22 protein-coding genes and 1 pseudogene are annotated in these 25,623 nt (G+C 46.6%); 11 read left to right on the plus strand and 12 right to left on the minus strand.

Annotated elements, in window-relative coordinates; translation table 11 throughout:
- Positions 1 to 9: 9 nt before the first annotated feature.
- The 4 genes and pseudogenes from V3851_RS23040 to V3851_RS27030 all read right to left on the minus strand — a co-directional run bounded on the left by V3851_RS23040 (position 10) and on the right by V3851_RS27030 (position 2,382).
- Complete coding sequence (locus tag V3851_RS23040) at positions 10 to 645, minus strand: Vat family streptogramin A O-acetyltransferase (protein WP_331848858.1); 636 nt, start codon at positions 643 to 645, stop codon at positions 10 to 12.
- Positions 646 to 1,325: 680 nt separating this feature from the next.
- The gene (locus tag V3851_RS23045; RefSeq protein ID WP_331848880.1) at positions 1,326 to 1,898 is read right to left on the minus strand and encodes a DUF3231 family protein; all 573 of its coding nucleotides are present in this window, start codon (positions 1,896 to 1,898) and stop codon (positions 1,326 to 1,328) included.
- Positions 1,881 to 2,225, minus strand: a pseudogene (locus V3851_RS23050) (DUF3231 family protein); the annotation flags it as partial. The pseudogene V3851_RS23050 and the gene V3851_RS23045, both read right to left, overlap by 18 nt.
- A complete protein-coding gene (locus V3851_RS27030; RefSeq protein WP_414859347.1) occupies positions 2,224 to 2,382 on the minus strand; it encodes a DUF3231 family protein in 159 nt (52 codons plus the stop codon). The pseudogene V3851_RS23050 and the gene V3851_RS27030, both read right to left, overlap by 2 nt.
- Before the next feature lie 107 nt (positions 2,383 to 2,489).
- Between V3851_RS27030 and V3851_RS23055 the strand changes: the two genes are divergently transcribed.
- From V3851_RS23055 to V3851_RS23070, 4 genes are read left to right on the plus strand one after another with little or no spacing between them, the layout of a single operon-like run.
- A complete protein-coding gene (locus V3851_RS23055) occupies positions 2,490 to 3,362 on the plus strand; it encodes a hypothetical protein (RefSeq protein WP_331848859.1) in 873 nt (290 codons plus the stop codon).
- Positions 3,363 to 3,414: 52 nt separating this feature from the next.
- On the plus strand, positions 3,415 to 4,188 hold the full coding sequence (locus V3851_RS23060; RefSeq protein ID WP_331848860.1) for a hypothetical protein: 774 nt from the start codon (positions 3,415 to 3,417) through the stop codon (positions 4,186 to 4,188).
- A complete protein-coding gene (locus V3851_RS23065; RefSeq protein WP_331848861.1) occupies positions 4,185 to 4,643 on the plus strand; it encodes a hypothetical protein in 459 nt (152 codons plus the stop codon). The genes V3851_RS23060 and V3851_RS23065 overlap by 4 nt, the downstream gene beginning before the upstream one ends.
- A 35-nt stretch (positions 4,644 to 4,678) precedes the next feature.
- Positions 4,679 to 5,764 carry a GerAB/ArcD/ProY family transporter gene (locus tag V3851_RS23070; RefSeq protein ID WP_331848862.1) on the plus strand — a complete coding sequence of 362 codons (1,086 nt, stop codon included), beginning with the start codon at positions 4,679 to 4,681 and terminating at the stop codon, positions 5,762 to 5,764.
- Between the two features lie 4 nt (positions 5,765 to 5,768).
- On the opposite strand, the gene V3851_RS23075 is transcribed toward V3851_RS23070, so the two are convergent.
- The 3 genes from V3851_RS23075 to V3851_RS23085 form a co-directional block, all read right to left on the minus strand.
- The gene (locus tag V3851_RS23075; RefSeq protein WP_331848863.1) at positions 5,769 to 6,986 is read right to left on the minus strand and encodes a Ger(x)C family spore germination protein; all 1,218 of its coding nucleotides are present in this window, start codon (positions 6,984 to 6,986) and stop codon (positions 5,769 to 5,771) included.
- The gene (locus V3851_RS23080) at positions 6,983 to 8,569 is read right to left on the minus strand and encodes a spore germination protein (RefSeq protein WP_331848881.1); all 1,587 of its coding nucleotides are present in this window, start codon (positions 8,567 to 8,569) and stop codon (positions 6,983 to 6,985) included. The genes V3851_RS23075 and V3851_RS23080 overlap by 4 nt, the downstream gene beginning before the upstream one ends.
- A 118-nt stretch (positions 8,570 to 8,687) precedes the next feature.
- A complete protein-coding gene (locus tag V3851_RS23085; RefSeq protein WP_331848864.1) occupies positions 8,688 to 9,194 on the minus strand; it encodes a MerR family transcriptional regulator in 507 nt (168 codons plus the stop codon).
- Positions 9,195 to 9,369: 175 nt separating this feature from the next.
- Between V3851_RS23085 and V3851_RS23090 the strand changes: the two genes are divergently transcribed.
- On the plus strand, positions 9,370 to 10,227 hold the full coding sequence (locus tag V3851_RS23090; protein ID WP_331848865.1) for an SDR family NAD(P)-dependent oxidoreductase: 858 nt from the start codon (positions 9,370 to 9,372) through the stop codon (positions 10,225 to 10,227).
- Positions 10,228 to 10,244: 17 nt separating this feature from the next.
- Here V3851_RS23090 and ppsA read toward each other — a convergent pair whose 3' ends face one another.
- The 3 genes from ppsA to V3851_RS23105 form a co-directional block, all read right to left on the minus strand.
- The gene (ppsA, locus tag V3851_RS23095; RefSeq protein WP_331848866.1) at positions 10,245 to 12,842 is read right to left on the minus strand and encodes a phosphoenolpyruvate synthase; all 2,598 of its coding nucleotides are present in this window, start codon (positions 12,840 to 12,842) and stop codon (positions 10,245 to 10,247) included.
- 768 nt (positions 12,843 to 13,610) lie between these two features.
- The gene (locus tag V3851_RS23100; RefSeq protein WP_331848867.1) at positions 13,611 to 14,576 is read right to left on the minus strand and encodes a serine hydrolase domain-containing protein; all 966 of its coding nucleotides are present in this window, start codon (positions 14,574 to 14,576) and stop codon (positions 13,611 to 13,613) included.
- 137 nt (positions 14,577 to 14,713) lie between these two features.
- A complete protein-coding gene (locus V3851_RS23105) occupies positions 14,714 to 16,336 on the minus strand; it encodes a GMC family oxidoreductase (protein WP_331848868.1) in 1,623 nt (540 codons plus the stop codon).
- A 358-nt stretch (positions 16,337 to 16,694) separates the two neighbouring features.
- Here V3851_RS23105 and V3851_RS23110 point away from each other — a divergent pair, with 358 nt between their 5' ends.
- Genes V3851_RS23110 through V3851_RS23130 form a run of 5 tightly spaced genes read left to right on the plus strand, consistent with a single transcriptional unit; the run spans position 16,695 to position 21,509 of the window.
- Positions 16,695 to 17,486 carry an ATP-binding cassette domain-containing protein gene (locus V3851_RS23110; RefSeq protein WP_331848869.1) on the plus strand — a complete coding sequence of 264 codons (792 nt, stop codon included), beginning with the start codon at positions 16,695 to 16,697 and terminating at the stop codon, positions 17,484 to 17,486.
- Positions 17,486 to 18,340, plus strand: a complete 855-nt coding sequence (locus V3851_RS23115; RefSeq protein ID WP_331848870.1) for an ATP-binding cassette domain-containing protein — start codon at positions 17,486 to 17,488, stop codon at positions 18,338 to 18,340. The genes V3851_RS23110 and V3851_RS23115 overlap by 1 nt, the downstream gene beginning before the upstream one ends.
- Positions 18,341 to 18,380: 40 nt before the next feature.
- Entirely contained in the window at positions 18,381 to 19,151 is a 771-nt protein-coding gene (locus tag V3851_RS23120; protein WP_331848882.1) for an energy-coupling factor transporter transmembrane component T family protein, read from the plus strand.
- 4 nt (positions 19,152 to 19,155) lie between these two features.
- Entirely contained in the window at positions 19,156 to 19,731 is a 576-nt protein-coding gene (locus V3851_RS23125) for a hypothetical protein (RefSeq protein ID WP_331848871.1), read from the plus strand.
- 29 nt (positions 19,732 to 19,760) lie between these two features.
- On the plus strand, positions 19,761 to 21,509 hold the full coding sequence (locus tag V3851_RS23130) for a PQQ-dependent sugar dehydrogenase (protein WP_331848872.1): 1,749 nt from the start codon (positions 19,761 to 19,763) through the stop codon (positions 21,507 to 21,509).
- 40 nt (positions 21,510 to 21,549) lie between these two features.
- Here the strand turns inward: V3851_RS23130 and V3851_RS23135 are convergent, their stop codons facing one another.
- Entirely contained in the window at positions 21,550 to 22,467 is a 918-nt protein-coding gene (locus V3851_RS23135; protein WP_331848883.1) for an ArsR/SmtB family transcription factor, read from the minus strand.
- Between the two features lie 186 nt (positions 22,468 to 22,653).
- Between V3851_RS23135 and V3851_RS23140 the strand changes: the two genes are divergently transcribed.
- Positions 22,654 to 24,144, plus strand: coding sequence for a glycoside hydrolase family 43 protein (locus tag V3851_RS23140; protein ID WP_331848873.1), 1,491 nt, complete (start codon positions 22,654 to 22,656; stop codon positions 24,142 to 24,144).
- Between the two features lie 58 nt (positions 24,145 to 24,202).
- Here the strand turns inward: V3851_RS23140 and V3851_RS23145 are convergent, their stop codons facing one another.
- Positions 24,203 to 25,531: an IS3 family transposase gene (locus V3851_RS23145; RefSeq protein ID WP_331847368.1), complete on the minus strand. Its 1,329-nt coding sequence runs from the start codon at positions 25,529 to 25,531 to the stop codon at positions 24,203 to 24,205.
- Positions 25,532 to 25,623: the final 92 nt, after the last annotated feature.

Consider the following 25,623-nt stretch of genomic DNA (forward strand, 5'->3'; position numbering starts at 1 on the left):
CGCTTGTTTTTAATGAATTTCCCTGATTTTCGTTAGATCTCCGCTGCAAAGAGATTCAAGATTATCAAATATTTTGCGGACAGGCCAATCCCACCATTTAATGGCAAGGAGATAATCGATTAGTTCGTCATCAAATCTTTTCTTGATAATTTTGCAAGGATTCCCGCCTGCAATATGATAAGGAGGAATATCTTTCGCAACGACAGAGTTGGCTGCAATGATGGCTCCATCACCGATATGTACCCCGGGCATAACGGTAACGTTTTGGCCGATCCACACATCGTTTCCGATTACAGTGTCACCTTTAAGCGGCAAATCCGCCAGTGTTGGAGTCGATTTCTCCCAACCATTGCCCATAATGTTAAATGGATAGGTAGTAACACTGTTCATTCTATGGTTTGCACCATTCATTACAAATTCAATACCCTTTGCTATTGCGCAAAATTTTCCGATAATCAGCTTATCTCCAATAAATTCATAGTGATGAGTGACATGCTCTTCAAACTTTTCTGCACCGTCTATGTCGTCATAATAGGTGAATTCTCCGACACTAATGTTTGGGCGTGTTACCACGTTTTTAATATAGCATATACTTTTAATTGCCTCATTTGGGTAGATTGCATTAGGACCAGGTCCATATTGCATAAAATAATCCCTCCTGTGTGTTACATGCTATTTTTAACTTTATCTTTTCTTGGAGGATTAGGCAATCATCATGGATGATCCGGCTGCCTGTTTTGTAGTTAGTTGAATTGCCGCTCGATTGGACTATTTAAAGTTTGGCTTCACCTACAATAAGTCCTCTTTATATTTGTAGTGAGCGTAAAACTTAGCCTTAGAAACAGGTGTACCATAAAATAATGGATGAAGGAAATCTTCCAAACGAATAAGTCGGAAATATGAAGCCCTGTGTAAAACTAAATGGGTCGGTAAAGGTTACATACATAAGAAAAACATTAAAGGTACGAGTGACAATTAGTGTCCAACGGTTCTGACAGCCTGCAGCAAATGTCGTGATGCCTGGGGTCGGTTGCTGAAATACAAAGCTCTGCGCTAATGCCGGGGACGCCGATAGCTGCTGAAACGTGCCCAGCAATTGAGGCGGCGGCGGTGTAATGCCTGGAGGCAATCCCGCTCCAGGCCCTCCCCCCGGCCCCGGAATTCCGGGCGTGAAAGGAACACCGCCCGGTGTTGATGGGAGCGGAAATGGCGAAAATGGACCTAGTGCCCTGTTGGTATTCATGAATCTCACTCTCTCTTATTAGGATCGATTCAAATCGTTACACTACAGTATGCATAGGCGTTAGCACATGTTCTTCGAACACTTATCTTTTTCCTTTAGATAATTCTTTCCTGTCCGGAGCTTGGGGCGGTTCTTCCAGCCAGCCGTTGGCAATCATCAACTTGGCTCCGCTTTCGGTATAAGTTGCAATTTCAGCGGCAAGCCGAACGTAAGTCATGGCCAGATCCTTTCTCGGGCTTGCCGCTGCGGAAACGGCATAATTCGCCGTGCCGGCCGCAACCAATAACGACACATGAAACAGAATAAGCTTATCGGAAAATGGTGCCTCCGTCGAATTCAAGATATCCGTGTCCCAGGACATCGGAACGGGAATGTCTTCGTCTGAATAAAGGTCAGTAAATATTTTTATGTGCTTGGACGATATGTCTTTTCCCTCAAGTAGATATTGACGAATCTCCTCTGACTTTACGACTTGACTGAATGCCATCAATAATGCCCTTCCCAATGCATTCGTTTGAATGTTTGCGAAAAGCTGCGCAATTTCAATGGATAATAAAGGGCGCTTGTCCCCAAATCCGAAAAATCCGCCGGATAAGAAATTTTGGTTTTTGACAAAATCAATATGGTCCGAGGTTGAGATATATGGCGGCCTGATATATAACCCTTTGGTTTGCAATACTTCGGTGACTTGTTGATCAAGGGTTATGCTTTGTTTAATAGCATCATCAAAAAATGATCTTACGTCTGCACGGGATGCCATGCTGAAAGACATACCATAAGTCGTTAATCCAACCTTGGCCATATTTTTAATGTAATACAAGAAAAAGCTTTCCGAAAACAAACGCTGCGCGTCCATATTTAAATCCTCGTCTGTAAACCCTCGTGGAATGGGGAAATCTTCAGAACGAAATATTTCTGTTAATTCCTCAATATGAGTTTTGGAAACTTCAAGCGTGGATTCTATCACCGGTTTAATCTCTTTATCCTCCGCTGTATTTTAGAAAATATCTTAATATGCAAACCGCCATGGTGTCGTTCATATAGGTAGTCCAAAGTGATGCTAGTTCCGCTGAAGTCAATCTGATGTTACGCACAGTCTCCATAGTGCCTCCGTTTTTCGTCAGGTCTTTTTGTAACATTTGTTAAACAAATCCTGCCCCCCTTCCGGGGAATATATTCATTAAATTTACTTGAGAATAAAACAAGCTATAACCGGAGAAATTAAATATGGGTACTTACCCTAAATATGTTACTGGGAGTTGATACTATTCCAGCCTTTGTGCCCTACCTGCTGCTTATTGTGACCAGTTTAATTCTGATCGCCATCTCCTGGTACAAATCCAAACAGCTCATGCTCATCCCTTACTACATTTGTATTTCCGGAATCATCTATATTTTCGAGTTATTCGTTTACGTTATTTTTGACAGTTATAAATACATGCCTGGCGTCTTCAAGAATGCTTATTATGACAGCACCCTTGGAGCAGTTGTATCAAATGGCTTTATTATCCCCTCCGCATGCGCTTTTATCGCTGTTTTGGGCCTTGGCATTTGGTGGATTCTGCTAATTGGAACCGGGTTTATGGGGGTTGAACAATTATTTATTTATTTGGGGATTTACGAGCATCATTGGTGGAGAACCATATTTACGGGAATAGGCGTAAGTGTACTCTTTTTAATGGGGAAGTGGATATGGAGAAAAATAAACGCATCTGATAAATCTTATTTTTTCAGGCTATTATTGCTCTACCTCATTAATGTATCGTTGCAAGGATCCATCATGTTTTTTTATATCGTATTATTTCATCAAATTGAATATCGCATCGGATGGTTTGATAATCCTTCCAGGGATAACATTGCTCTCGCTGCTTTATTCTCACACATTGACTCCATTTTGTTTGCTTTAGTCATTTCATTGCAGGCCAAGTGGTATTGGAAGGCCATCCTAATTGCCGGTTTAGGCTGTTTTTTTCTTTTGCTGATCCGGCTGGAAATTCTATTCGTTACGGGGATTTGGTCCATCATTACCTTAATTTTGTTGCTGGTTGTTCTGCTTTTGCTTTTAAGCGGTCTCTACAACATTTTAACAGCAAAATCTGGCGCACACCGTCATATTTAACCCTGAATCTCATCGACGATTCAAAAAATATGAAAGGAGTGGAATGTTAAATATGATTACGTCTCGCTATCCTATGGCCAGATTAAGTCTGTTCGGCATCACTTCCATACATAAGCGTCATCCCTTAATGATCATCTGGTGGTCGGCGGCTTTTCCCGGTTTCGGCCACTTTTTGCTTAATCATTACCTGAGAGCGACGTTTCTCACCTTATCGGAAGTTATATTTAATACGCTGTCCCATATTAATCAGGCTATTGTCTTAAGCTTTTGCGGACGCTTTTCTCAGGCCAAAGACATTTTGGAACCCCGATGGATTCCCGGGTACATCATCGTGTTTTTTATCGCGATCTGGGATAGCTATCGTTTATCCCTACATCAGAACAAGCTCTGCGATTTGGCGGAATTTGAAAGCAGTCCTCTTCCCAAAGTGCGGCTTTATGCATCCGAAGTTCAATACATCCAGTCAAATAGCCCGCTGGTTGCGGCTGCGTTTTCGCTGCTTTTCCCTGGCATGGGACAGCTGTACAACCACCGGATCGGCCTTGCCTTCTATGCGGCTTCATGGTGGTGGTTTTATATTTCGTTGTCGCATGTTCATGAATCGCTTACCTATATTTTAAATGGGCGGATCATGGAATCCGTTTCCGTGTTACACCCGCATTGGTTATTGTTTATGCCTTCTGTTTTGGGAGGGTCCATATATCATGCTTATATAACCTCCAAAGAGCAAAATCAGATTTTTAGACTTGAACAACGCAAATATTTATTAAGCCGGTACGCCTCATCATCTGTTCAAATTTTTAATAGCCCGGGTGGGAATGCATGATTATAGTAGGGACATTCCGTTATTCACTGGAGCTTGAGCAAGCACTCTCCGACCTGGAGACCCTAGGCATAAATCGGGATCAACTGCTCGTTGTCTGCATGGATAGCGATGCCGGGGATTTTTTATCGCTAAAACAAAGAGCCGCGGGCTCGAATTCCAATGGAATCGAGATAGGCTTAGCTTGCGCTACGGCTTTGTCTGTCATTGGATCAAGCGTTGGATTCATTTTGTCATGGGGGCCGGTGATTTGGGGGTTGATTACCGCTTTTATAGGTTTCGGGTTAGGGTTTGGGATTAATGCTGTTTTTCGCAAGTACGGTAGGCAGCGAACAAGAAATAATCCGGAAATAACGGTAATTGTACAATGCAAAACTGATAATTTCGAGCATGTACAGAAAGTAATGTGGTCGAATCATGCATTAACTGTCGGTCACGCCCATGCCTCGACGGAATAATTTACAAAGTAAAACTCATGAATCGTGAGGTTGTCATGACGAAAATTTCCAACTACCAGTTATTTGTCGTTACCTTTATCTTCCAGTTAGGTACGACAATTATATTCGGATTCGGCGGTCTGGCGGGACGGGACGCTTGGCTTGGCGCATTGTCTTCCTGCTGCTTGGGGGTAATCGTAATTTTGATCTATACCGCCTTGTCGCGGATGAACCCGGGGTTAACTCTTGTCCAATGGTTTCCTGCACAATTCGGGCGCTGGATCGGGACGCCTCTTGCTTTTATTTACCCGCTGATGTTCATATATCTGGTAGGACGGATTACTGCGGATGTCAGAGATATGGTGTCTACAACCCTATTGGAAAATACTCCTCATTTTATAATCACAGCCGTATTTGCCTTCATCATTGCCTACTGCGTATATGGCGGTATAGAGATCGTTTCCCGACTGGGAGAAATGTTCCTGCCGATCGTATTGTTTATATTTATTATTGAGGTAATCCTTCTATTTGGTTCCGGCGTCTTGAATATCCATAATTTACTCCCTATTTTTGAAGATGGATGGGAGCCTGTCTTTAAAGTCGCTTTTCCATCGGGCGTTACGGAATCATTTGGAGAAACGCTCGCCCTCGCTATGTTTTGGCCCAATACCAAACATCCCGAAAAAGTGACCAAGATTACGATTCTCGCCACGATTCTGTCCGGACTGATGATCACCTGCTTTGATGTGCTGGCTATATTAGTTTTTGGAGATATGTTTTCAGGACTTCTGTATCCTCTTTACACATTGCTAAGTGTGATAAGCATTGGAAAATTCATTGAAAACCTGCAGCTGCTCGGCGTGCTCTATTTTTACATGATGGCTCTTTTAAAGAGCATCGTCCTGATGCTCTCGGCGCTCACCGGAATTCAGCAATTAACAAAGATGAAAAGCTACCGCGTCCTTATCATTCCGGCCTGCGCCGTCGCTCTTGTTCTTGGATTGACGATGTCCAAAAACATTGCCGAGCACATTTATCGACATCATTTCGAGATACTGGTTCCTTATGTGTGGGTACCCTTGTTGTTAGTCTTGCCCACGTTCCTTCTCATCGTAACCTGGCTTCGAAAATTGAAGAAATGAACCTTTATTTCTTAATCTCGTTTTTATTCAACTGCAACGATGGTCCGGTTACCCCTAACCGCCGCACTGTCAACTTCGCGTTCACCGAAATTTCGGCTTCCCGAAACTCCGTCTCCCAGTCACTCCTTACGGATTTCCATAATGATTTATTTTTCCTGCGAATGACTTCACTGAATCCAAAAACATCTGTCCCATAATTTTTTTGAACTTTGCCGATCGTTTGCAATACGGATTTTTCAACGTGTTTGTTTAATTCATTTTGTAAAAGGGCAACATTATCCGTGTCCGTAAGGTCAAGGTTAGTATTATTTTCACGAATCGCTCCTTGTCCCGTTAGCGTAACATTGATCTTTATTCTGTTGCCTTGATAATAAGGTTGAATTTTACTGTTCAACTTGTTTAGAATCATACTGACATTGCCATCCTCTTGCGGTATCATTGCACTTATCGTCGCCCTCTTAAGTTTCCCTGTTATCCATTGCATCGCCTGACCTTCCTCTAAATTCAAAAAACCAACCAATTTCAGATCTTTATTTAAAATGCCGAACCCCGTAATGCGCGGTACTTCCTGATCCTGATCCTTTTCTCCTTCATCTTGTGGATCCGGTTTTTTGCCGGTTGCAATTGCGGGAAGGGCTGGGCAAGCACCTTCACTCGTAGCATCGAGTAAAAAATTTAACAGCCCCATTTCTGTCTTTATTCCCATCTGCGCATATTCCCCTAATACCCCGAGACCGGGAACACTCTCCAGCGGATATGAAGCCATCAAGAAATCTTTTGCGGTTTTCCCCTGGACAACATAAATATCGGTCCGCAGTTTGAGATTCGGATCTCGGGTGTATGTATCGAATACCTCCTTTATTCCCTGTCGGGCCATGGATTCCCCGATTGCAATAACACGCCGATGGCCTCTGAAAATTTGCCGGGATAGCTTGGTTTGTATCTTCTGTACCGCATCCAAAGTATTCATTCCATCGCTTGTAACGGTAAAATAGGATTTACCTTTGCTTGTTCCGCCCTCAACCCCGTTCTTCCCACCGCCGATTTTCGACGGAATGATGGTCTGAGCGCTGATTATCACTTTGTTGTCTGGGGCTTTATCGATCCCCCAAGCCAATTCGACGGCAATATCGTTGACTTCCCTGCTGTCCCAACAGCCCGAAATGAAACAAATGGATAGAACCAAACTGAAGCATATCCCCATCTTCAACTTCATCTTCATTTGCCGGCTCTCCCCCGGTTTGGACCTGGCTGTTGGCCTTCCGGAATTCGATTCTCATTCGCACCTGAGAAGGATGCAGGCCGCTCGGACATAGTCCATCTGGGCGCGCGGATGAATACATCCTTCAAGCTCTGTGGTACTCCCGGGACTACGGGGCTCATATACGGAACGCCGAACGAACGCAAACCCAGAAGATGTATCATCAAGAGAAACACCCCGCTTACAATCCCGTAAAAACCCAGCAAGCCTGATAATATCAACATCGGGAAGCGGAGAAGCCGATAAGCCGCCCCGAAATTATACCGCGGAATGGCAAAGGATGCGATTCCGGTGGTCGCTACGACTATCACGACAGGAGCCGAAACGATACCCGCTTGCACGGCGGCTTGCCCAATAACCAGCGCTCCAACAATGCTGACGGCAGAGCCTACGGGTTTTGGCATACGAATTCCCGCTTCCCGAAGCCCCTCGAACATAAACTCCATCAATAACGTCTCGACAAATGTCGGAAACGGGACGCCTTCTCTGGAATTGGTGATACTAATCAGTAAGTTCGTAGGAATAAGCTGCTGATGGAAGGTGGAGAGCGCAACATATAACGATGGAAACAACAAAGCGATATTAAACAAGAGGTAACGGATAAATCGAACAAAGGTCGTATAAATGGAGCGTTCGTAATAATCCTCTACAGCCTGTAAACCCGTCCAAAAGGTCATTGGCACGATCAGCGCAAATGGAGTGTTGTCGACAATAATCGAGACTTTTCCTTCAAGCAAACTGGCGCAAACGATATCGGGACGCTCGGTATTTTGGATTTGAGGGAATGGAGACCAAGGGGAATCTTCAATAAATTCTTCGATAAATCCCGATTCCAGTACCCCGTCAATGCGGATTCGGCTGATTCTATTACGGACCTCCTCCAAGATTGAATCCGACGCGATCCCGTCGATATATACTATAACGATATCGGTTTGAGAAACTTGTCCGATCATAATGGACTCCATTTTCAACTTGGGACTAAGGATTCTTCTACGGATCAGACTTGTATTGATACGTAATGATTCTGTAAACCCGTCTCTGGGACCGCGAACGGAAATTTCGGCGGCCGGTTCTTCAACCGAACGGTTTACCATTCCAGTGAGGCCCGCAATGATTGCTTTGTTTTCTCCATCGACCAATAGGGCTACATTTGCCTTCAGAATCCCATTGGTCACATCGTTGATCGTAGAAACCGTTTGAATTGGGGAGACGGCAACCAATTGGTTCTGTATGATCTGTCCGGAAATGGCCGCTCCATCCCCGGAATTGCCATCATAAAGGATCGGCGCCAACACGACATTATCCAGCGTTTTTGTATCGATTAAACCATCGATATATATTAAAAGAGCCTTAGGGTTGCTGCTGATAGGACGGAATACGACATCGGAGCAGGATTCAAACGCTTCCCTGAACATCTTTTCGTTCATAGTAAGATCTGTACTCAAGTCCGAATTTTGTTCATCGGGAGAAGAGAGATTTGTCGATTCAAAATGGCCGGAGCTCTTGTTGTTATGAGCCCGATGTTTTCGAAACTTTGTCTTCAACAATCCCAAGCTACCTCCTCCGTGTTTAGGTGATCACCGCTTCCAGTTGTGTAGTATATCCAAACATCGCCAAGATTAATAAAAGAGCTGTAGTCCTCCGTTTCTACCTGCACTCTTATCATATGGAAGTCGATGATTTCCCCGCTTTGGCCGATAGGGAAAAATAACTCATCTCAACGGGTGAGACAGGCTTTGGTTTCGTTTCCCCCCTCATATCTTCTGACGCGCCGTCCTGAAATTTTACGTCCGTGCAGTCCGGCCGGTATCTCCCCTCCTCCAGCTTCATGTCGATAAAATCAACCACCTGCTGCAGGGAGGCGATTTGGCTGACGATATTTTCCCGGTGGCTTCTTAAATGTTCCACCAGTTCGGGGTATTCCGCGGGGTCCGCATCGGCGGAGACCGCCAAAAAAGGCCGCATCTCTTCCAGCGGCATCCCCGTTTTTTTCAGACAAGAGATCAGCCGTATCGTATCGATGTCCTCCTGCCGGTAGATGCGGTGTCCGTTCTCCTTCCGGTCTGCCCGGGGCAGCAGCGCGATCTTTTCGTAATAACGGATCGTATCTTCGGAAATTCCGGTTTGCCTGGCTGTTTGCTTGATCGTAAAGGTTTGCTCTTCCTTCATTCTGTTTCCTCCCGGAGAGTATTTTTTGTGCATTATACATCTTGGAGCTTACTCCAAGTCAAGTTTCTTACTTGGATCAAAAACTTTGATTTCCGTCTTGACTTGGAGTCGACTCCAAGTTTTAGAATGTGCCCTATCAAGGGGAAATAATCCCGTTATCAGGAGGAGATGTGCAATGAACAAGGAACAACATGAAAATATCGCTTTGATTACGGGCGCAAGCGCCGGGATCGGGCTGGAATTAACCCGGAAATTGCTATCGGAGGACTGGCAGGTGGTCGCTTTAAACCGTTCCGACTTTCCGGCGGACGAAATGAGCATCCAAGAAGCAGTTAAGAGCGGAAGGCTGCGAATGTATAAAACGGCCGATCTTGCCGATTATGTCGGCTTGAGACAGACTTTGGAAGAAATCAAAAGCAAGGAAAAGCGGATCGATATATTGTTCAACAACGCCGGCGGGTCCTTTCCCGAGCTGAGCTATTCGAAACAAGGACGGGAAAAGCATTATGAGCTGATGACGGTCGTTCCGTATATCATTCTGATGGAATTGAAGGAGCTCATCAAAAGCAGCCGCTTAAAAACGGTGATCAATACCTCATCTTCGGCGCTAAAATTTACGAAAGAGTTCAATATCGAAATCCTGGAGCGTCCCAAAACGTTCCGCAAGCTGATTGGTCCTTACGCCACATCAAAGCTGGCGCTTTCGCTGTGGACTCAAGCCGTCGCGCCGCAGCTTGCCGAGGATGACATCAAGATCCGCAGCGTTGACCCGGGCAGCAACAATACGCTAAGAAAAGGGAAAGATTCCGGATTGCCCCTAATCGTTAAACCGTTGATGAAGCTGTTTTTCTCTCCGCCAACCCACGGCGCCGGCAAGCTGTATGAAGGGGCTCTCGGGGAGCACCGTAATGAGACCGGCGTGTTTTTGCTGAAGGGTCAGGTTGCTCCATTGAAATTTAAAGATCACGCGATGAATGTTTTGGAAAGGATTCATGCGATCTACGAACAAGAGTATTTACAACGTCATTTTTAACTTAATGGCTGCTGCAATTACAATAATTCGATATACCCATCCGTTCCATGCACGCGAATGCGTTGCCCGTCTTTGATCCGTTTGGTGGCATTCTCCACTCCGACCACCGCCGGCAAGCCGTATTCGCGGGCGATCACGGATCCATGGGTCATCAGTCCGCCTACTTCGGTGACAAGGCCTTTGATGGATACAAACAACGGTGTCCAGCTAGGGTCGGTAAAGGAGGTGACCAAGATATCTCCATCTTCCAGATCGGCATCCTCCATGTTTAAGATGACGCGCGCTCGGCCCTCTACCATTCCGGAAGAAACAGGCAGACCTGCAATGGCTTCTTCCGGGAGATTTTCCCGCTTGTACTCGCCTGTGATAATTTCGCCGTCGGACGTGATCACGCGCGGGGGAGTTAGTTTTTCATATAACTTGTACTCGTCTTTTCGTTGGCCGATGATCCGATAGTCCAATTGATGGGTGCGTACGACTTCATGAAGTTCTTCAAAAGTCAGATAGTAGATATCTTCTTTGTCATGAATAACGCCGGCTTGTACGAGTCGTTCGGCTTCTTTCAGCAAAGCCTGCTTATAAACGAAGTAGCGGCTAATATAACCGTATTTGGGATATTCCCTATACCCGATGAAATTTCGAATCAGATCGATCATTCGTTTGGTTTCTTTAACTTTTTGTTCCCCATCAGGCAATGGCTTTAATCGCTCCAATAACTCTTGTTCTTTGGCCAAAGCTTCCTGCCGCCCTTGTTCAAATTTCCGACTGCCGGCATTAGGCTCCAAGTTTTTGATGTTACCCAGAATCAGCGGGACAAGTGTAATTGGTTTTTCGCCCCATCGAGTTCTCGTAATATCGATTTCTCCGGTACACCGCATTCCGTATTTGCCGAGAAAATCATAGATCGCATCCCGGGTTTCCTGTCCGCCCTTAAACTTAACCAGTTCATCCAAAAAGTTATCCTCTTTTGCATGTTGTAAATAATCAATGACTTCCGGATAAGGGCGAATCACATCCGCGACATCCAATAGCGCCAGACCCATTTCCGAAGTAATATTGCCCGGTACGGATTGAGAAAGCGTATCTGCCGCGTTTTTTTCGCCCAACCATTTGTACATGTTCTCATTGATCCATGATGAAGCCTCCATAGCAGACATAAACACAGCCGTACTTTGCGGGTCGAATAAGATCTTCTTTAATTGCTGCTGGATATCTTCCAGGATAAAATCAAACAAATCCGCTCCCGATTTCGCTTGGATATTTAGCTTTAATTGTTCAATCGAGGTTTGACTACGCTTAATCAACTCAGAAACGATGGTCGGATCGTTCTCGAATTGTGCCGGCATATCTGTATTACTTCTGCCCAGAACCGGTGCTGTTTGATCATGTGGTAGCAATTTTATAAAATCTCGCTCTATTATGGTCATGAGTGCGCCTTTGATGAGCGGATCGGATCCCATAGTATTTAATAAAGCTTCCCGGCCGGCAGGTGTAGCCAGCCTTGGTGCAACATCGACAAACAACCGCCCGCCGGCTTTGCGCATAGGTGCAGGAGTAATTAACAGGTAGAAAGACAAGCCCAATGGTTTGATGGGATCGGTCATCATTTGTTGGTGGCCGACAGAGACATAAACGTGATTTTCTTGATCATTCGCTTCGGGGATCGGATATAGTGTCGTGATCGGCCGGCTCTGGACAATATAAAATGCATCGTCCACCAAACACCATTCAATATCCTGCGGCCGGCCGAAATAAGCCTCGATCTGTCTTCCGATGTGTGCCAGCCGTAAAATTTGCGGATCGGTAAGAGTTTGCGTCTTTTGCAGATCGGGATCGATCTCCCGGGTCTCTGTTCCGCCTTCCTTCCGTTCATAGATCGCCAATGTTTTGGTTGCGATTCGCTTGTCGACGATTTGCCCATCCCGTACTTTATAACCATCGGCGGACACCAAGCCAGAGACCAGCGCTTCACCGAGCCCATAACCGGCATCGATGGACAGCAGCTTCCGGCTTGAAGTCATCGGATCGGCGGTAAATAAAATTCCCGAAGCCTGCGGGAACACCATCCTTTGCACGATAACGGATAAATAAACCTGACGGTGGTCGAATCCATTTTGCATCCGGTAGATCACCGCGCGATCCGTAAACAGGGAAGCCCAGCATTTACGGATATTCCGCAGGATGGCTTCTTTGCCGATGACATTTAAATAAGTATCTTGTTGACCGGCAAAAGAAGCCTGCGGCAAATCTTCGGCGGTCGCACTGGAGCGCACGGCATAAGCATCCTTCTCGCCAAACCGGGAGAGATAATCAGCAACGGCTTCCACCACGTCCGAAGGAATCTCCGCTTCCATAACGGTCTGCCTGAGCTTCGCGCTGATTTCTCCAATTTGCTCCCGATCTTCTACTTTCAGCATGGTTAGGCGATGGAGCAAATCAAGATACGTTTCGTTTTGTTCGATGGCTTTTCGGTACCCCACCGTGGTAACACAAAATCCTTCGGGTACTTGTATTCCGTGAAGCTTTGACAATTCCCCCAGATTTAATCCTTTTCCGCCGACGAGCGAAAGCTGCGTTTTTTCGATTTCCCGGAAGTCGAGAACCAACAAACTCATCCCACATCTCTCCTAACCATTTAGATTGAGAAAAAAACATTTGACAGCAGGTTACCGGCATGTTAAAATTAAAGTGTAAGATAAGATAATTATGTCTATTTTTCAACAGTGAGTTGTCAATTGATTATATCACCATGTTTATTTATGCGCAATATTAAAGAACCTGGCAAACTGCCCAGGTTCTTTTTTGGTTCCTCGCTATTGGCTATAAAGTCACTTTTTCTTCGTGAAGGCTAATAATAATCCATAGATATAGTAAATGCAGCTCCCCGCAATTACACTATAGAATAACACTGAGACCGTCGTCGGACTCCACACTTTAATAAATCCCCAAGACGCCCCTCCAAACAAAAGGTTGGGTATCAAGGCCGTAAGAGTTACCAGCGCCCCCGCTACAGCGGAGTGTAATACCACAAGCGAAATTCTTTTTGCGTTTATGGAAGCCTTCATCCGTTGTTTTTTGATCAGCCAAGTTATAGTCCTTATAGTCAGCAATAAAAGGATTACAGCAACAAATGCAATTACAGCGCATACGATGGTTAAGATCCTGTCCAACTGTTGATAGATATCGGAGTAATGACCGGAGACTTCTCTCCCTTCCCAGAGATTCATTACCCCCTCCGCAATGGCCGTTGTATAGCTTGTATTCATGTTGGACAATACCGCTACCCCTACTTCTTCATCGGGATTCATGATGAAATACGAACTGAATGTCGGATTTGCTCCGGCATGGGATAGATACTCACTTCCGTTTTCTTTTTCAACTACTCATCCGGCAGCATAATATGTATCCTGATCGAAAGGCTCCACGGTAAGGTCCGGGTAGTGCGACTCTTGAATGAGCCGCTTATCGATCTTACTATTTGAAACGCTGCCTAGCTGGAGTTTTAACCATTTGGCGATATCGTTTGAATTGCTGATAATATACCCCGCAGGAACATTCCCTCTGTAAATAGGCGGTATGTATGCCTGCTCTCTCATAAAGCCGATTTTATACCCCGTGGCCGTTTGCTTTGGCTGAAGTTGATTTAGTCCCACAAAAGTGTCTTCCATGCCGATCGGATCCAGAATCCGCTGTTTCACATATTGTTCGAAAGACTGTTTTGTCACTGTCTCAATCACATAGCCTAAAACATCGTAATTAATGGTCGCGTATTCAAATGAGGTACCCGGTTTACGGTCGAGCGGTTGATTCAGCAAGGTTCCGACGGTTAATTGCAACGCGTTGTCTGCTTGACTCTCCGGGATTTGCGCAATCGTAGTCGAGGCGATTCCGCTGGTATGATGCATAAGCTGGTCCAGCGTAATGGTTTGCGTTTCTCCTTGATACTGCAGTTCCAACCAAGGAATATATTTCCGGACATCCTCCGTACGTTTTAACATTCCTTCCTCTTCGAGTTTTAGAACAGCAAGCCCCGTGAAGGCTTTGGAGGCGGAGCCGATCTCGAATAAGGTCTCGGGCGTAACCGGCTCCTTCGTCTTCGCGTTGGAGTATCCATAACCTTTTTGATAAACCGTTTCGCCCTTCTCCACAATCAAGACGGACAAGCCCGGAATCTTACTTCGTTCTTGCTGCTGCTTAACAAAGCTTTCGATCTCTTGAATCCGCTCGCTTGCCTCGGCATCGACAAGGTTGGGTAGGATCAGGTGCCATATCAGAACCGAGGCAAGCGCAATAACGCATTTATGAATGGCGCTCCCCAACACGAATCTCTTCGATTTGAATTTTTCCAAGACCGTTTTCTCCCCCTTGTACATATTAAAATTAGTATAAAGGGGTATTCCACTCTTTTCCATCTATTCACATTACGATATTTTTAACAATCTAACTAATTTGTCACATGGCGACACTTTCCCTAGTCGGATTTCTATTATTCTTCAAACTCCTCGAACGCTAATTTTGATGGGATATGTTTTTTTCTTCTTTTATTTTGCAGCTGACGCGCAATCGTATAACCGATAAGAAAAGCGGCAGCCGAGGTATTTCCGTCTACGGTATACGGAATGATAGAGGCGTCCGCCACCATTAAATTTTTCACCCCATGAACGTTGCCTCGGGCATCGACTACCCCGCCTTTATTTAACGGAGCCATCCGCAGAAAGCTTTGCTGATGATGATTATGATCAAAATTCTCCTTAATGTATTGTTCCAGTTCAGCATCGTTATCAATAACATCGAGCCCTGGCGAAACCAGCTTGTAAGACGGATCGATCGCTTCCAGCTCTGCGGCAATATTTTTCACGTATATTTTAAAAATGTTTTTAATGGCTTCCAGATCCTCGGGATTTGAGAGAAACCCTTCATCCGCAAGTACGATTTTGAGCGGGTCGTTATTTTGAATGCGGATGTTTCCGCGACTTTTCGGACGAAGATAGAGAATCGCCAATGTTAAAGTATCCTCCGAACCGATGCCTATGAGTTGTACTGCACGCCTGCCGGGATTGGCTCCCGTGGGATCGGGCAAGAATGCCCCTCCGGTATAAAGGGCGTCCGGATCGCTTGCAGGAAGCGCCTGATCGCTCGGGTTCACCGTAAACACGGCAAAGTTAAGCGAATGATTCTTTAACCTCTTGCCTACATTGGGGTTATTAAAAATCACCGGGATGCCCGCCGGCTTAAGCATTTTACCGGGACCGACGCCGGATAACATGAGCAGTTGCGGGCTATTGATTCCCGCGGATATAATGACTTTTTTTCTTGCCAAGGCCGTGACGCATCTGCCCTCTTGTAAAAACTGTACGCCCACCGCCCGTTTATTGGAAAAAAGGACCCGCAAAACCGTCGTTTTATAAATGACTCTGAGCCTGCGGCCATTCACACCATGTCCACTGGATGTCATTATATCGGAGGATAGGAAAGCGGTTGATGAACTTTCCCTAAGACCGTTTGGATCCTGGTATAACTGCCATCGAGTGAATGGCCCTATTGGTGTTTTGGGATCGTTATAATCGAGAATTTCCGGCAAGCCGGTGGCTCGCTCGATCGCCGCTGTCAATTTCCTCGCCATTCTTGTCGGCTTCAAAGGAGCCTGCCTTATGTCCAACCTTCCATTGAACCCTCTGGCCGCTTTATTGCGGGTTCTGCCGTTGTAATCCTCCAAACGTTTAAACCGGAGAACAGCACGTCTCGGGGACCATAACGGCCCCAAAAGTTTTTCCCATTCACGAAATACAGCGCTGGTAGGCCGGACATACTGTTCTCCATTGATGGAGGAGCCGCCACCCGAAAGCCTGCCCGTTGTCCATTCGAACGCCCGGTCATCCAGGCCTTGTTGGGGGACGCCTTCTCCTTGCCAGAAATATTGCGGGAAAAAGTTCTCTTCCAATTCCGCAGCGTTAGACGAGTCGCGGATTGCCGTATCATGATCGTTATTTTCGCCGGCTTCCAGCACAAGAACCGACGTCTTCTTATTATCGGTCAGTGTTTTCGCAATTACCGCCCCGGCAGGCCCTGTGCCGACGACAATGTAATCGAATGTTAATTTACGATTCATTTCGAGTCCCCTTTGTGCAAATATCTAAATTCCGAACTCATTCCGGATCCCAAGGCAAGAGCATTACTCGCTACCTGGAGATGTTGGTAAACGGAACGCATTTGCTGCAGAAAAGAACTTGAGTTTTTAGATCGATTTGTTGCAGAATGGGCTGCAATCTGCTTCGAAGAATCATACATTGAATTCGGCATATTCCCTTTACTCCTTTTCAAATCATATTTATTCCAAGGATATGCGCCCATCATTTCATTGGTTAAGACTTTCACTCATGAAAAGCTCAAAGGAAAAATCCATCGTTCTAATCCATTCTCAGTTGGAATATACATTAGCGCCACGATGAAGATATCGGGGGGTTAAGATGAATCCGGTTATTTCGCTTAAGGATGTCTGGCTCAAGTATAATTCACGCCGGGAATGGGCTCTCCGGGGATTGAACATCACCATCCATCAAGGTGAATGGATCACAATCATAGGTGGAAACGGTTCGGGCAAATCGACGCTAATTCGGTTAATGAACGGCCTTCTACAGCCTTCTGCTGGAGAAGTTACGGTTTGCGGCATGCCCGTCGGCGACCCGAACCATCTTATGGAGATTCGGCAAAAAGTCGGAATGGTGTTTCAAAACGTCGAGAATCAAATCGTGGGGTTGACGGTTGAAGAGGACACGCGGTTTGGCTTATACAATATCGGAATTGCGATGGATGAAATCGAAAATCGGTGCCGGGATGTTTGGGAACCGCTCGAGATGACCGATAAAAAAAACGACCTCCCCCACTATTTATCCGGCGGCGAAAAGCAGAAGCTTGCGATCGCCGGCATTCTGGTCATGCAACCGGAGGTCATCATTTTCGATGAATCCGCATCGATGCTCGATGCCAAATGCACAGAGCAAATGCACAAGTTAATGACAGAATTGCACAGCAAGAACTGCACGATTATTCAAGTAACCAACGATGTGGAGGAAATCTTGCATTGCAGCCGGCTTGTAATCATACATAAAGGTTCGATCCGCTTTGACGGACCGCCTTTGGAAGCAACCCGTAATCCATCTCTCTTCAAACAATGCGGCCTGCTTCCTCCCTTTTCGGCGCGGATCCGTGATATTGTTGCGGAGTATGGAAAACGCTGGCTCGATCTGGTGAGCATGTAATGGATATTTTCTTAAAGAACGTTCGCCTCGTCCATAACCCCAATACACCCAATGAAAAGATAGCCCTCGATCATATTTCCTTGCACATTCCATCCGGGCAGTTTGTCGCCATTATGGGGGCGGTGGGAAGCGGGAAAACCACTTTGATTCATACGATTTGCGGGCTGCTTCGTCCCCTTTCCGGTGATATCAGGGTCGGATCTTACCCGCTGAATAAAAAGGCCAACCGTCGACGCGTTTGGAAGGAAATCGGTTATTTGTCCCAGTTCCCCGAGCATCAAGTCATGGAAGATACGGTGTTTAACCATATCGCAGAAGGATTGAATCATTTGGGCTTAACGCGGGAATGTCTTGCCAGGCGGGTAAATGAGAACTTGGAAGCCGTAGGGTTATCCAATGAACGATTTAGAGGCTTATCGCCGCACCATCTCAGCGGAGGAGAACTGCGCCGTGCAGTCTTGGCCGGAATATTGGCTGCGGAACCGAAAATCCTCATCCTTGACGAGCCGACAGCCGGACTGGATGGCTGGGAACGGTTAAGAGTCTTATCGCTCTTAAAGCAGATCCATATTGAAAAGAAAACGACCATATTGTACATCTCGCATCGGCTGGAAGAAGCGCTGGAATATTCGGAGCGCATTCTTGCCGTAGACCATGGCCAAATCGCGAATGATTTCCACCCTTCTGAAATCCGGCCTCTTTGGCATAAATTAGAAAATATGGGCTTTGCAAAAACTCCCCTGCTTCGGCTTATGGATCTGCTTGAAGAACGGCTTTCCGCTCCCATGCCAAGAGATATTTACAAGGAGGAACAGTTGGCGGCATACCTCACTAAGCTTGCGGGGAGGGACTAACGGCGTGCATTCGGGTAAATTATTGCCTTTCGGCTTATTCATGAATACCTCCTCTTTTTTTCATCAAGCGGATCCCCGCTCAAAACTGATTTTTACCGTCATTTATCTGACGCTGCTTGCCGGCTCGACGAAGGAATTAAGTATGGCAATCCTGGGAGTTTCCTCGGTGATCTTGATTCTCTGTTCAAAGTTACCGTTGGCTTATTTGTGGAGCGGACTAAAGGGGATTCTTCCCTTTCTCCTCATCTTGTTCTTTTACCACCTGCTTTTTAACCATCACGGTCGGATTTTGCTATCTGTTTCCCGAATCCATATCCACCTTGAAGGCCTTACAACAGCCCTGATGTTTCCTTGTAAACTGGCTTTAATTATACTCACGACGACAACATTTACCCTAACGACAACGCCAAAAATGCTGACTGACGGCCTGGAAACGCTGCTTCGCCCCCTTCGTTTCGTCCGGTTTCCTGTCCGGAAATTTGTCATGATGAGCACACTTGCCTTCCGGTTCATTCCGCTTTTTATCGATGAGCTGGGTTCGATGCTCAATGCAAGCCAATTGAGAAACGCACGTTATCATGGGAAGCATCTGCAAAGCAAAATCCGATCCCGTTCCCGGCTCTTGATCGCTGTACTTCTCCTCGTCTTCCGCCGGGCGGACCAGTTGACACTTGCCATGGAAGCCCGTTGTTTTCCCGGTAAAGAAACCACGGTAAGCCATTTGCATTTGGGCTTTCGCGATTGGATCATCATCGGATTCGCCATCGTTCTGATATCGGTCCAGATCTACATCGAAGGCGGTGAATTTTAAAAGGATGAGCAAATTGAAGAAGTACTGGTTAGATCCCGCATGCGAAGAAGTTGCACGGATTCAAGCGCGCTCCGGCGGCGGCGTATTTGCCACAAGAAATATGGTCACTGTCGCATTTTTGGCGGCTCTTTCCGCCATGCTTCAATCCATGGGAGGATTATTGCCCGGCGTCGGCTTTGTAATCAGTCCCTTCGCTACTGCTCCCATTATTTTAGCCTCCGTCCTTTCCGCAGGCTCCGGAATCATTGCTTACTTCCTCACAATTTTGCTGCTCCTCTTTATCCAACCAAGCGAACTGATCGTTTTTCCGTTTACGACCGGAATACTGGCCCTTGGAATCGGCATTTCTTTCATGCTTTTGAAATCGCGTCTGACTGCCTTACTGGCGGGATGCATTTCATTATTTGCAGGAATCTTGATGTTGCTTTACGTTTTTCAATTTCCGGTACTGGGTCCAGCCCTTCCCTCCGGATTTAACTTGAGCGTTACCGTACTTTTACTCGGATTCTCTCTCCTGTACGCCTGGGTATGGGTCTGGTTCAGTAAATGGATGATTCGAAAACTGAGCAAGGTTATATAAAATCATTACGATGAGGAGGTCCAACGTAAATGAACGAATATATTCCCGGCGGTATGTTACAACGACAGTTTAGGTGGGAATGGGTAAATTATTGCCTATACCGGCACTTGCATGAAAGCAATCCCATACCCAAACTGCAACCGGTTCTGGATCATCTGCTGAAAGCGCAGAAGAAACAATTGGCTTTGTTTGAGAACATCTTTATTTCTCAGCGGATCCCTATTCCCTCGGACACCATCAACGTGAAATATAAGCCATTCGAGTTATGCATTAAAGAGCTGCACTACCGGGAATATCAATTATTGCAAGAATATTTGAGCTACGCCGATTACTTTATGCCGACATCCTCCCGTAAACTTGGCATCGGCGAGCTTATAAATGGCCAGCTCTCGCAGGTGAATACATTGGTCGGGTTGAAACAAACTCTTGCGGATCTTTCCAAAGAAGAACATACCGCCAAAAAGCCGGATTACTTAATAGAAGAAGGCTATCGATTAGAGCGTGTTGCCTCCGGATTCACTTTTCCGACGGTGATGACGTTTGATTCGCAAGGAACGATCTACGTTGCGGAGGCCGGCTTTGCGTACGGTACAAAACCCGGCAAAGGACGCGTTGTGCGCATAGAAGGAGACGGTTCCTTTACTGAAATTGCCGGCGGTTTTGGCGGTCCCGTGACGGGAATCGTCTGGCATGACGGCTACCTTTATGTGGCCGCCGGGGCAATCGGAGAGGAACACGGGCCAGGTTGCGGACAAATTATCCGCTTGTCGATGGACGGAAAAGTCGAAATCATCGTGAACGGGCTGATGACATGCGGCGACCATTTTACCGGGGATGTGATTTTCGGGCCGGACGGCAAGCTGTATTTCTCGGTTGGCACCGGTACCAATTCCGCCGTTGTGGGAACCGACAATATGCTGATCTTGAATCATCATCCTCAATTTCATGATACGCCGGCCAGAGATATCGAACTTATGGGGACCAACTTCGTCACTCGAAATCCATTATCGGAACAACCGGATGTGGCGATTACAGGTGCCTATAAATCATTCGGGGTCCCCAGCCATGAAGGCGAAATGGTTCGGGGCCGGTTGTTGGCCAACGGCGTTATCTATTGCTGCAATCCTGACGGCAGCGATTTGCAAATCGTAGCGGATGGGTTCCGCAACACGTTCGGCTTAAAATTCTCTCCATATACCGGTAAATTGATTGTTACAGATCATGGCGCGGACCCGCGGGGCAGCCGGCAAATCCGCTTGGATTGGGATAAGGTCTGGGAGGTCGTTCCGAACGGATGGTACGGTTTTCCGGATTTCTTCAGCGGCCTGCCTGCGACCCTCCCCCATTTTCACGCCGATCAACAAGCTAAACCGACTTTTTTAATGAAAAAACACCCTAAGCTGTCTTCCCAACCTCTTGCCCGGTTACAACCGCACAGCGCGTCGATGAAATTCGATTTCTGTACCAATCCCGGCTTCGGCCGCCCGGGGGAAATATTCGTTGCCCAATTTGGCGAAACGGGCTTTGAGAAAACGGGAGAGCTTCCGGGATATAAAGTGGTTAGAGTGGATCTGGATACAGGGCAAATCTCCGATTTCCTGACGAATCCCAATGACGATTCCGCTGCAAATGGACCTGTACGGCCGATCGATGTCAAATTCAACGCCACGGGAGATGAGCTTTATCTTGTCGATTTCGGAATCATGGGGACCGAGCAAAGCGGGAGAAAACCTCAGCCCAAAACGGGAACCTTGTGGAGGATTGTTAAAACAAAATGAAAAAAGATATAAGCCCGGCATGCTGCCGGGCTTATATCTTTCAGTTATTTTTGTCGGCCAAATATACGCGAATCACAATATCCTGGTCATGATTGCCGAAACCGGAACCATAAAGCGTTAATCCTCCTACATGAACGGCCTGTTCCTCAACCGCGAAACGAAGACTCCAAAACGGTTCTCTCAGTTTGATATCCGTAGTGGTCACATCCGACATCCGCTCCCCATCCATAAATGTCCCCGAGGCGTCAATGCGGATCGTCTTCAATAATCCGTATTGATTCAGATTTCGATGCCACCACTCCGGCGTATATTTGCCGCGCGCGGCTCTTCCGAAATCGGCGGGGCTTGTCCATGTGCCAAGTTTAATGCCGTTAAATGTAAAGGTAATATCCGATGGCCAATGATCCCGGAGGCCCGGCGCTTCGGAAGCGATCTCCATGGAAATTTCGATGGCTTCAGCGGTTTGATCGGGAAGCATAAAGTTAGGCGTTTTGTACTCCACATACCCTCTTCCGAACCACAGGATTGAAGCCTGAACCCGCTCGGGATCAAGGAAATATCGCGGATCGTCCCAAACCCCGATTTCCTTCTCCCTCGTACCGAGTCCGCAGGTCGGATGCACCTCAAAAGCGGTATAATGACCGACTGAAATCGTCTGCTCCCTTACCTTTGCGTTTCCGGCGGCGGATGGCAGCTCAATCTCGACGGTTTTTTGTTTGAGGAAACACATTTTGTGCGTCCCGCCGTTTCGGCGCACCCTGCGGCTCCCGATGAGTTCGGCTTGTTCGAGTTTGCGGATGTGCATCGTGACGATGGAAGGGCTGAGCTCTAACTTGGCCGCGATGTCCTTTACGCTCATTTCGTTATCGGCAATCAGGCTCATAATTTTCCATCTGACCTCACTGGCAAGCGCTTCGTATAGCGGCATATATTTTGAATCTCCGTTCGCTTTAATCATGTTCATGTTCATGTTCAATACCTCCTGCCCTTGGCCGTTGAAATCACATTTATATTAATTTAAAGGATTTTACATGAATCTTCAACCTCCACGCCATTGAAAGATTCCGCGCAATGTTGTTTAATTTCCTTAGCATCCGATCAAACTGGATTCTTATAGATATGAATTTATTGAAGAGGTGAAAGCATGAAATACCATAATCCCGTCATCAAAGGCTTCTATCCGGACCCGAGCGTTTGCATGGTTGAAGACACTTATTATCTCATTTGCAGCTCTTTTCAGTATTTTCCCGGCGTACCGATCTTCGAGAGCAAAGATTTGATTAACTGGCGGCAAATCGGTCATTGTCTGACCAAGACAAGCCAGGTACAACTCGAGAAGGTTGACAGTTCGGGGGGAGTATTCGCCCCTACTCTTCGCCACCATAACGGGCGGTTCTATATGACGACCACGAACGATACCACCCGTCAAAATTTCTATGTGTGGACGGACGATATCTACGGCGAGTGGTCCGAACCGATCTTCGTAGATCAGGGCGGAATTGATCCGGACTTATATTTTGAAGGTAATAGAACGTATTTCATGAGCAACGGCGCCGACGATTTCGGAGTCCCGGGTATCGTTCAATGTGAAATCGACATCGAGACCGGCAAGAAGCTGACGCCAAGCCGTACGATTTGGCAAGGTTCCGGCGGCCGCTACCTGGAAAGTCCTCATATGTATAAAATAAACGGACTCTATTATCTGCTCGCTGCGGAAGGCGGAACGGAATATGGACATATGGAAACTTATGCCCGGGGGAATTCCGTATCCGGTCCTTTCGAAGCTTACCCTCATAATCCGGTCTTAACGAACCGGAATTTAGGGGGCTATGAGCTGCAGGGCGTCGGGCATGGCGATCTGGTTCAGGACAACCAGGGGAATTGGTGGCTCTTCCACCTAGGATTCCGTCAAACCGGACAATGGCTGACTTATCACCATCTTGGGCGCGAAGTTTTTCTGACCCCCGTAACTTTTAATGAGGACGGCTGGTTTACGGCAGGTCATAACGGCACTACGTTATTGACCTTTGAAACCGATCGGATTCTGGAAACCGTTGTTCAAAATGAGAAGAAGTCATTTACATTTGAAAATACGGATTGGGACCTGGACTGGTGCTATCTGCGTCATCCCCATACGGAGAATTATCTATTGGAACGAAACAAGCTTACTCTAAAAGGGACCGAAATCACGCTGGATCAGCCGGCATCCCCGACCTTCATCGGCATCCGGCAAAAAGACTTCAACGCGGTAATTTCATGCAATGTCAGCCTTACGAACGGAGAGGCCGGCATCACGCTCTATATGGACGAACACCATCATTATGATTTGGCCGTACGGAAAGTGTCGGGCGGATATAAGGTGATCGAGCGGCTTAATATCGGGGATATTAAATCTGTCGAACATGAAACTGATCTCGGCGATAACCATCAAGCCACACTGGTTATACGTGCAAATAACGAACGTTATAGCTTCTTTCTTCATGCGGACGGCAAAGACATCCAATTAGGCACAGCGCAAACAAGATATCTATCCTCCGAGGTTGCCGGCGGGTTTACGGGCGTCCTCATCGGTTTGTATGCTTGCGGGGAAGGCTCTGCGGCCGAGTTTACAAACTTTAAGTGCGACTACATGTAAAAAAAGAGGGGAGACACTGTAAACTGGCCCCTTAGTCAAGGACACTTTAAAAAAAGGGTTAAGCCGCACTTAAAAGATGATTCCTGTATTGAACAGGAGTCATTTTTTTTCGTCCCCATTGATATCTGTGGTAATTGTAATAGCGAATGTAGCGATGAATCTCTCGTTCCAATTCAGCCAGTGTTGCACAGTTTCGGCTTTTTATATGATCTTTCAAATGTCCAAAGAAGGACTCCTGAGGGGCATTATCCCAGCAGTTTCCGCGTCGCGACATGGACTGTCCAAGGCCTTTCATTTTCAATAAGTGCTGGTAGGTGGGACTTGTGTAGTGGCTCCCTTGATCTGAATGGATGAAGGCGTCCTTATGGAGCTTCAATCGACGCTGTCTCGTTAATGATTTAACGGTGTCTGTCGCAAGACTTAAATGGAGGGTAGTGGAGAAGTTATGGGCAAGCAGTTCGCCTGTGGCGGCATCCAACACGGTCGACAAATAAGCCGTCTGCGATTTGCCATACGGGAGATAGGTGATGTCGGTGAGCAGCGCAAGTCCGGGAATCCCCTTCTTGAAATCCCTCTGCAGCTCATTAGGAACGGTGCGATGCTCGAGTGTTGCTTTCGCCATACGCCGATACGGATTGGCCCGTCGATGGGGACATATGAGATTAAACTTATTCATGAGTCGTTTGATTCGCTTGAGGTTGTACACCGTGTCATACTCATGTTCCAGTGTCATTTTGATCGAGCGCGAACCTTTCTTGAATCCTCTTCGATGAAAGGCTTTCTTAACAAGGGCTCCGGCTTGTTCATCCCTTCGCATACGTTCTTCACGCTTACCGGCAGATAAAAGGTAGTTGTAATAGCCTGAGCGTGATACGTCTAGCAGCTCACAAAGGAAGCCCGTCATGCGTGTGTATCCTTGTTCAATCGCGCCCTGGATAAGTTCGAATCGTTCACTTTTACCTAGGTTTTCTCCGTTTGCTAACAGCCTCCTTTCGCTCCTGTCTAACTTTTTTACGTATTCCAGTTGTGCCTCCAGCAGCTTGATCTTTGCTTCTTGTTGGGCAATAATCTCATCGGGTGATAACGTTGGTTTCAACGGACGTAAAGCTGCCTCTTTGCGTGAATCCGCCAGTCCGATGATTCCGTCTTTGTCATAGGCTTTCTTCCAACGATCCGCACTCTGCTCGACTCGCTTGATCCCGAGCATCTCCACGTCAAAGCCGTTTGCTTCAAAAATCTCTCGAGGAGTCCTTCCTAATAGATACTGGTCGATGAATACGCGTTTGAACGCATCGGCATACGTGATTGATTTCTCACTGACCCGCAAAACATTTGGATTATTCGCTAAAAGCGTACGTTCATTTTTATTAAAGAGTTTCTTACTCATGCCCTCGCCCCCACTATTGATTCCAGTATACAAAAAGGTACCCATACGCTAAACACTTTTTTCTAAGTGTCCAGTGTATGGGTACCAGTTTA

The sequence above is a fragment of the Paenibacillus haidiansis genome (assembly GCF_036553665.1).
Taxonomy (GTDB): Bacteria; Bacillota; Bacilli; order Paenibacillales; family Paenibacillaceae; genus Fontibacillus; species Fontibacillus haidiansis.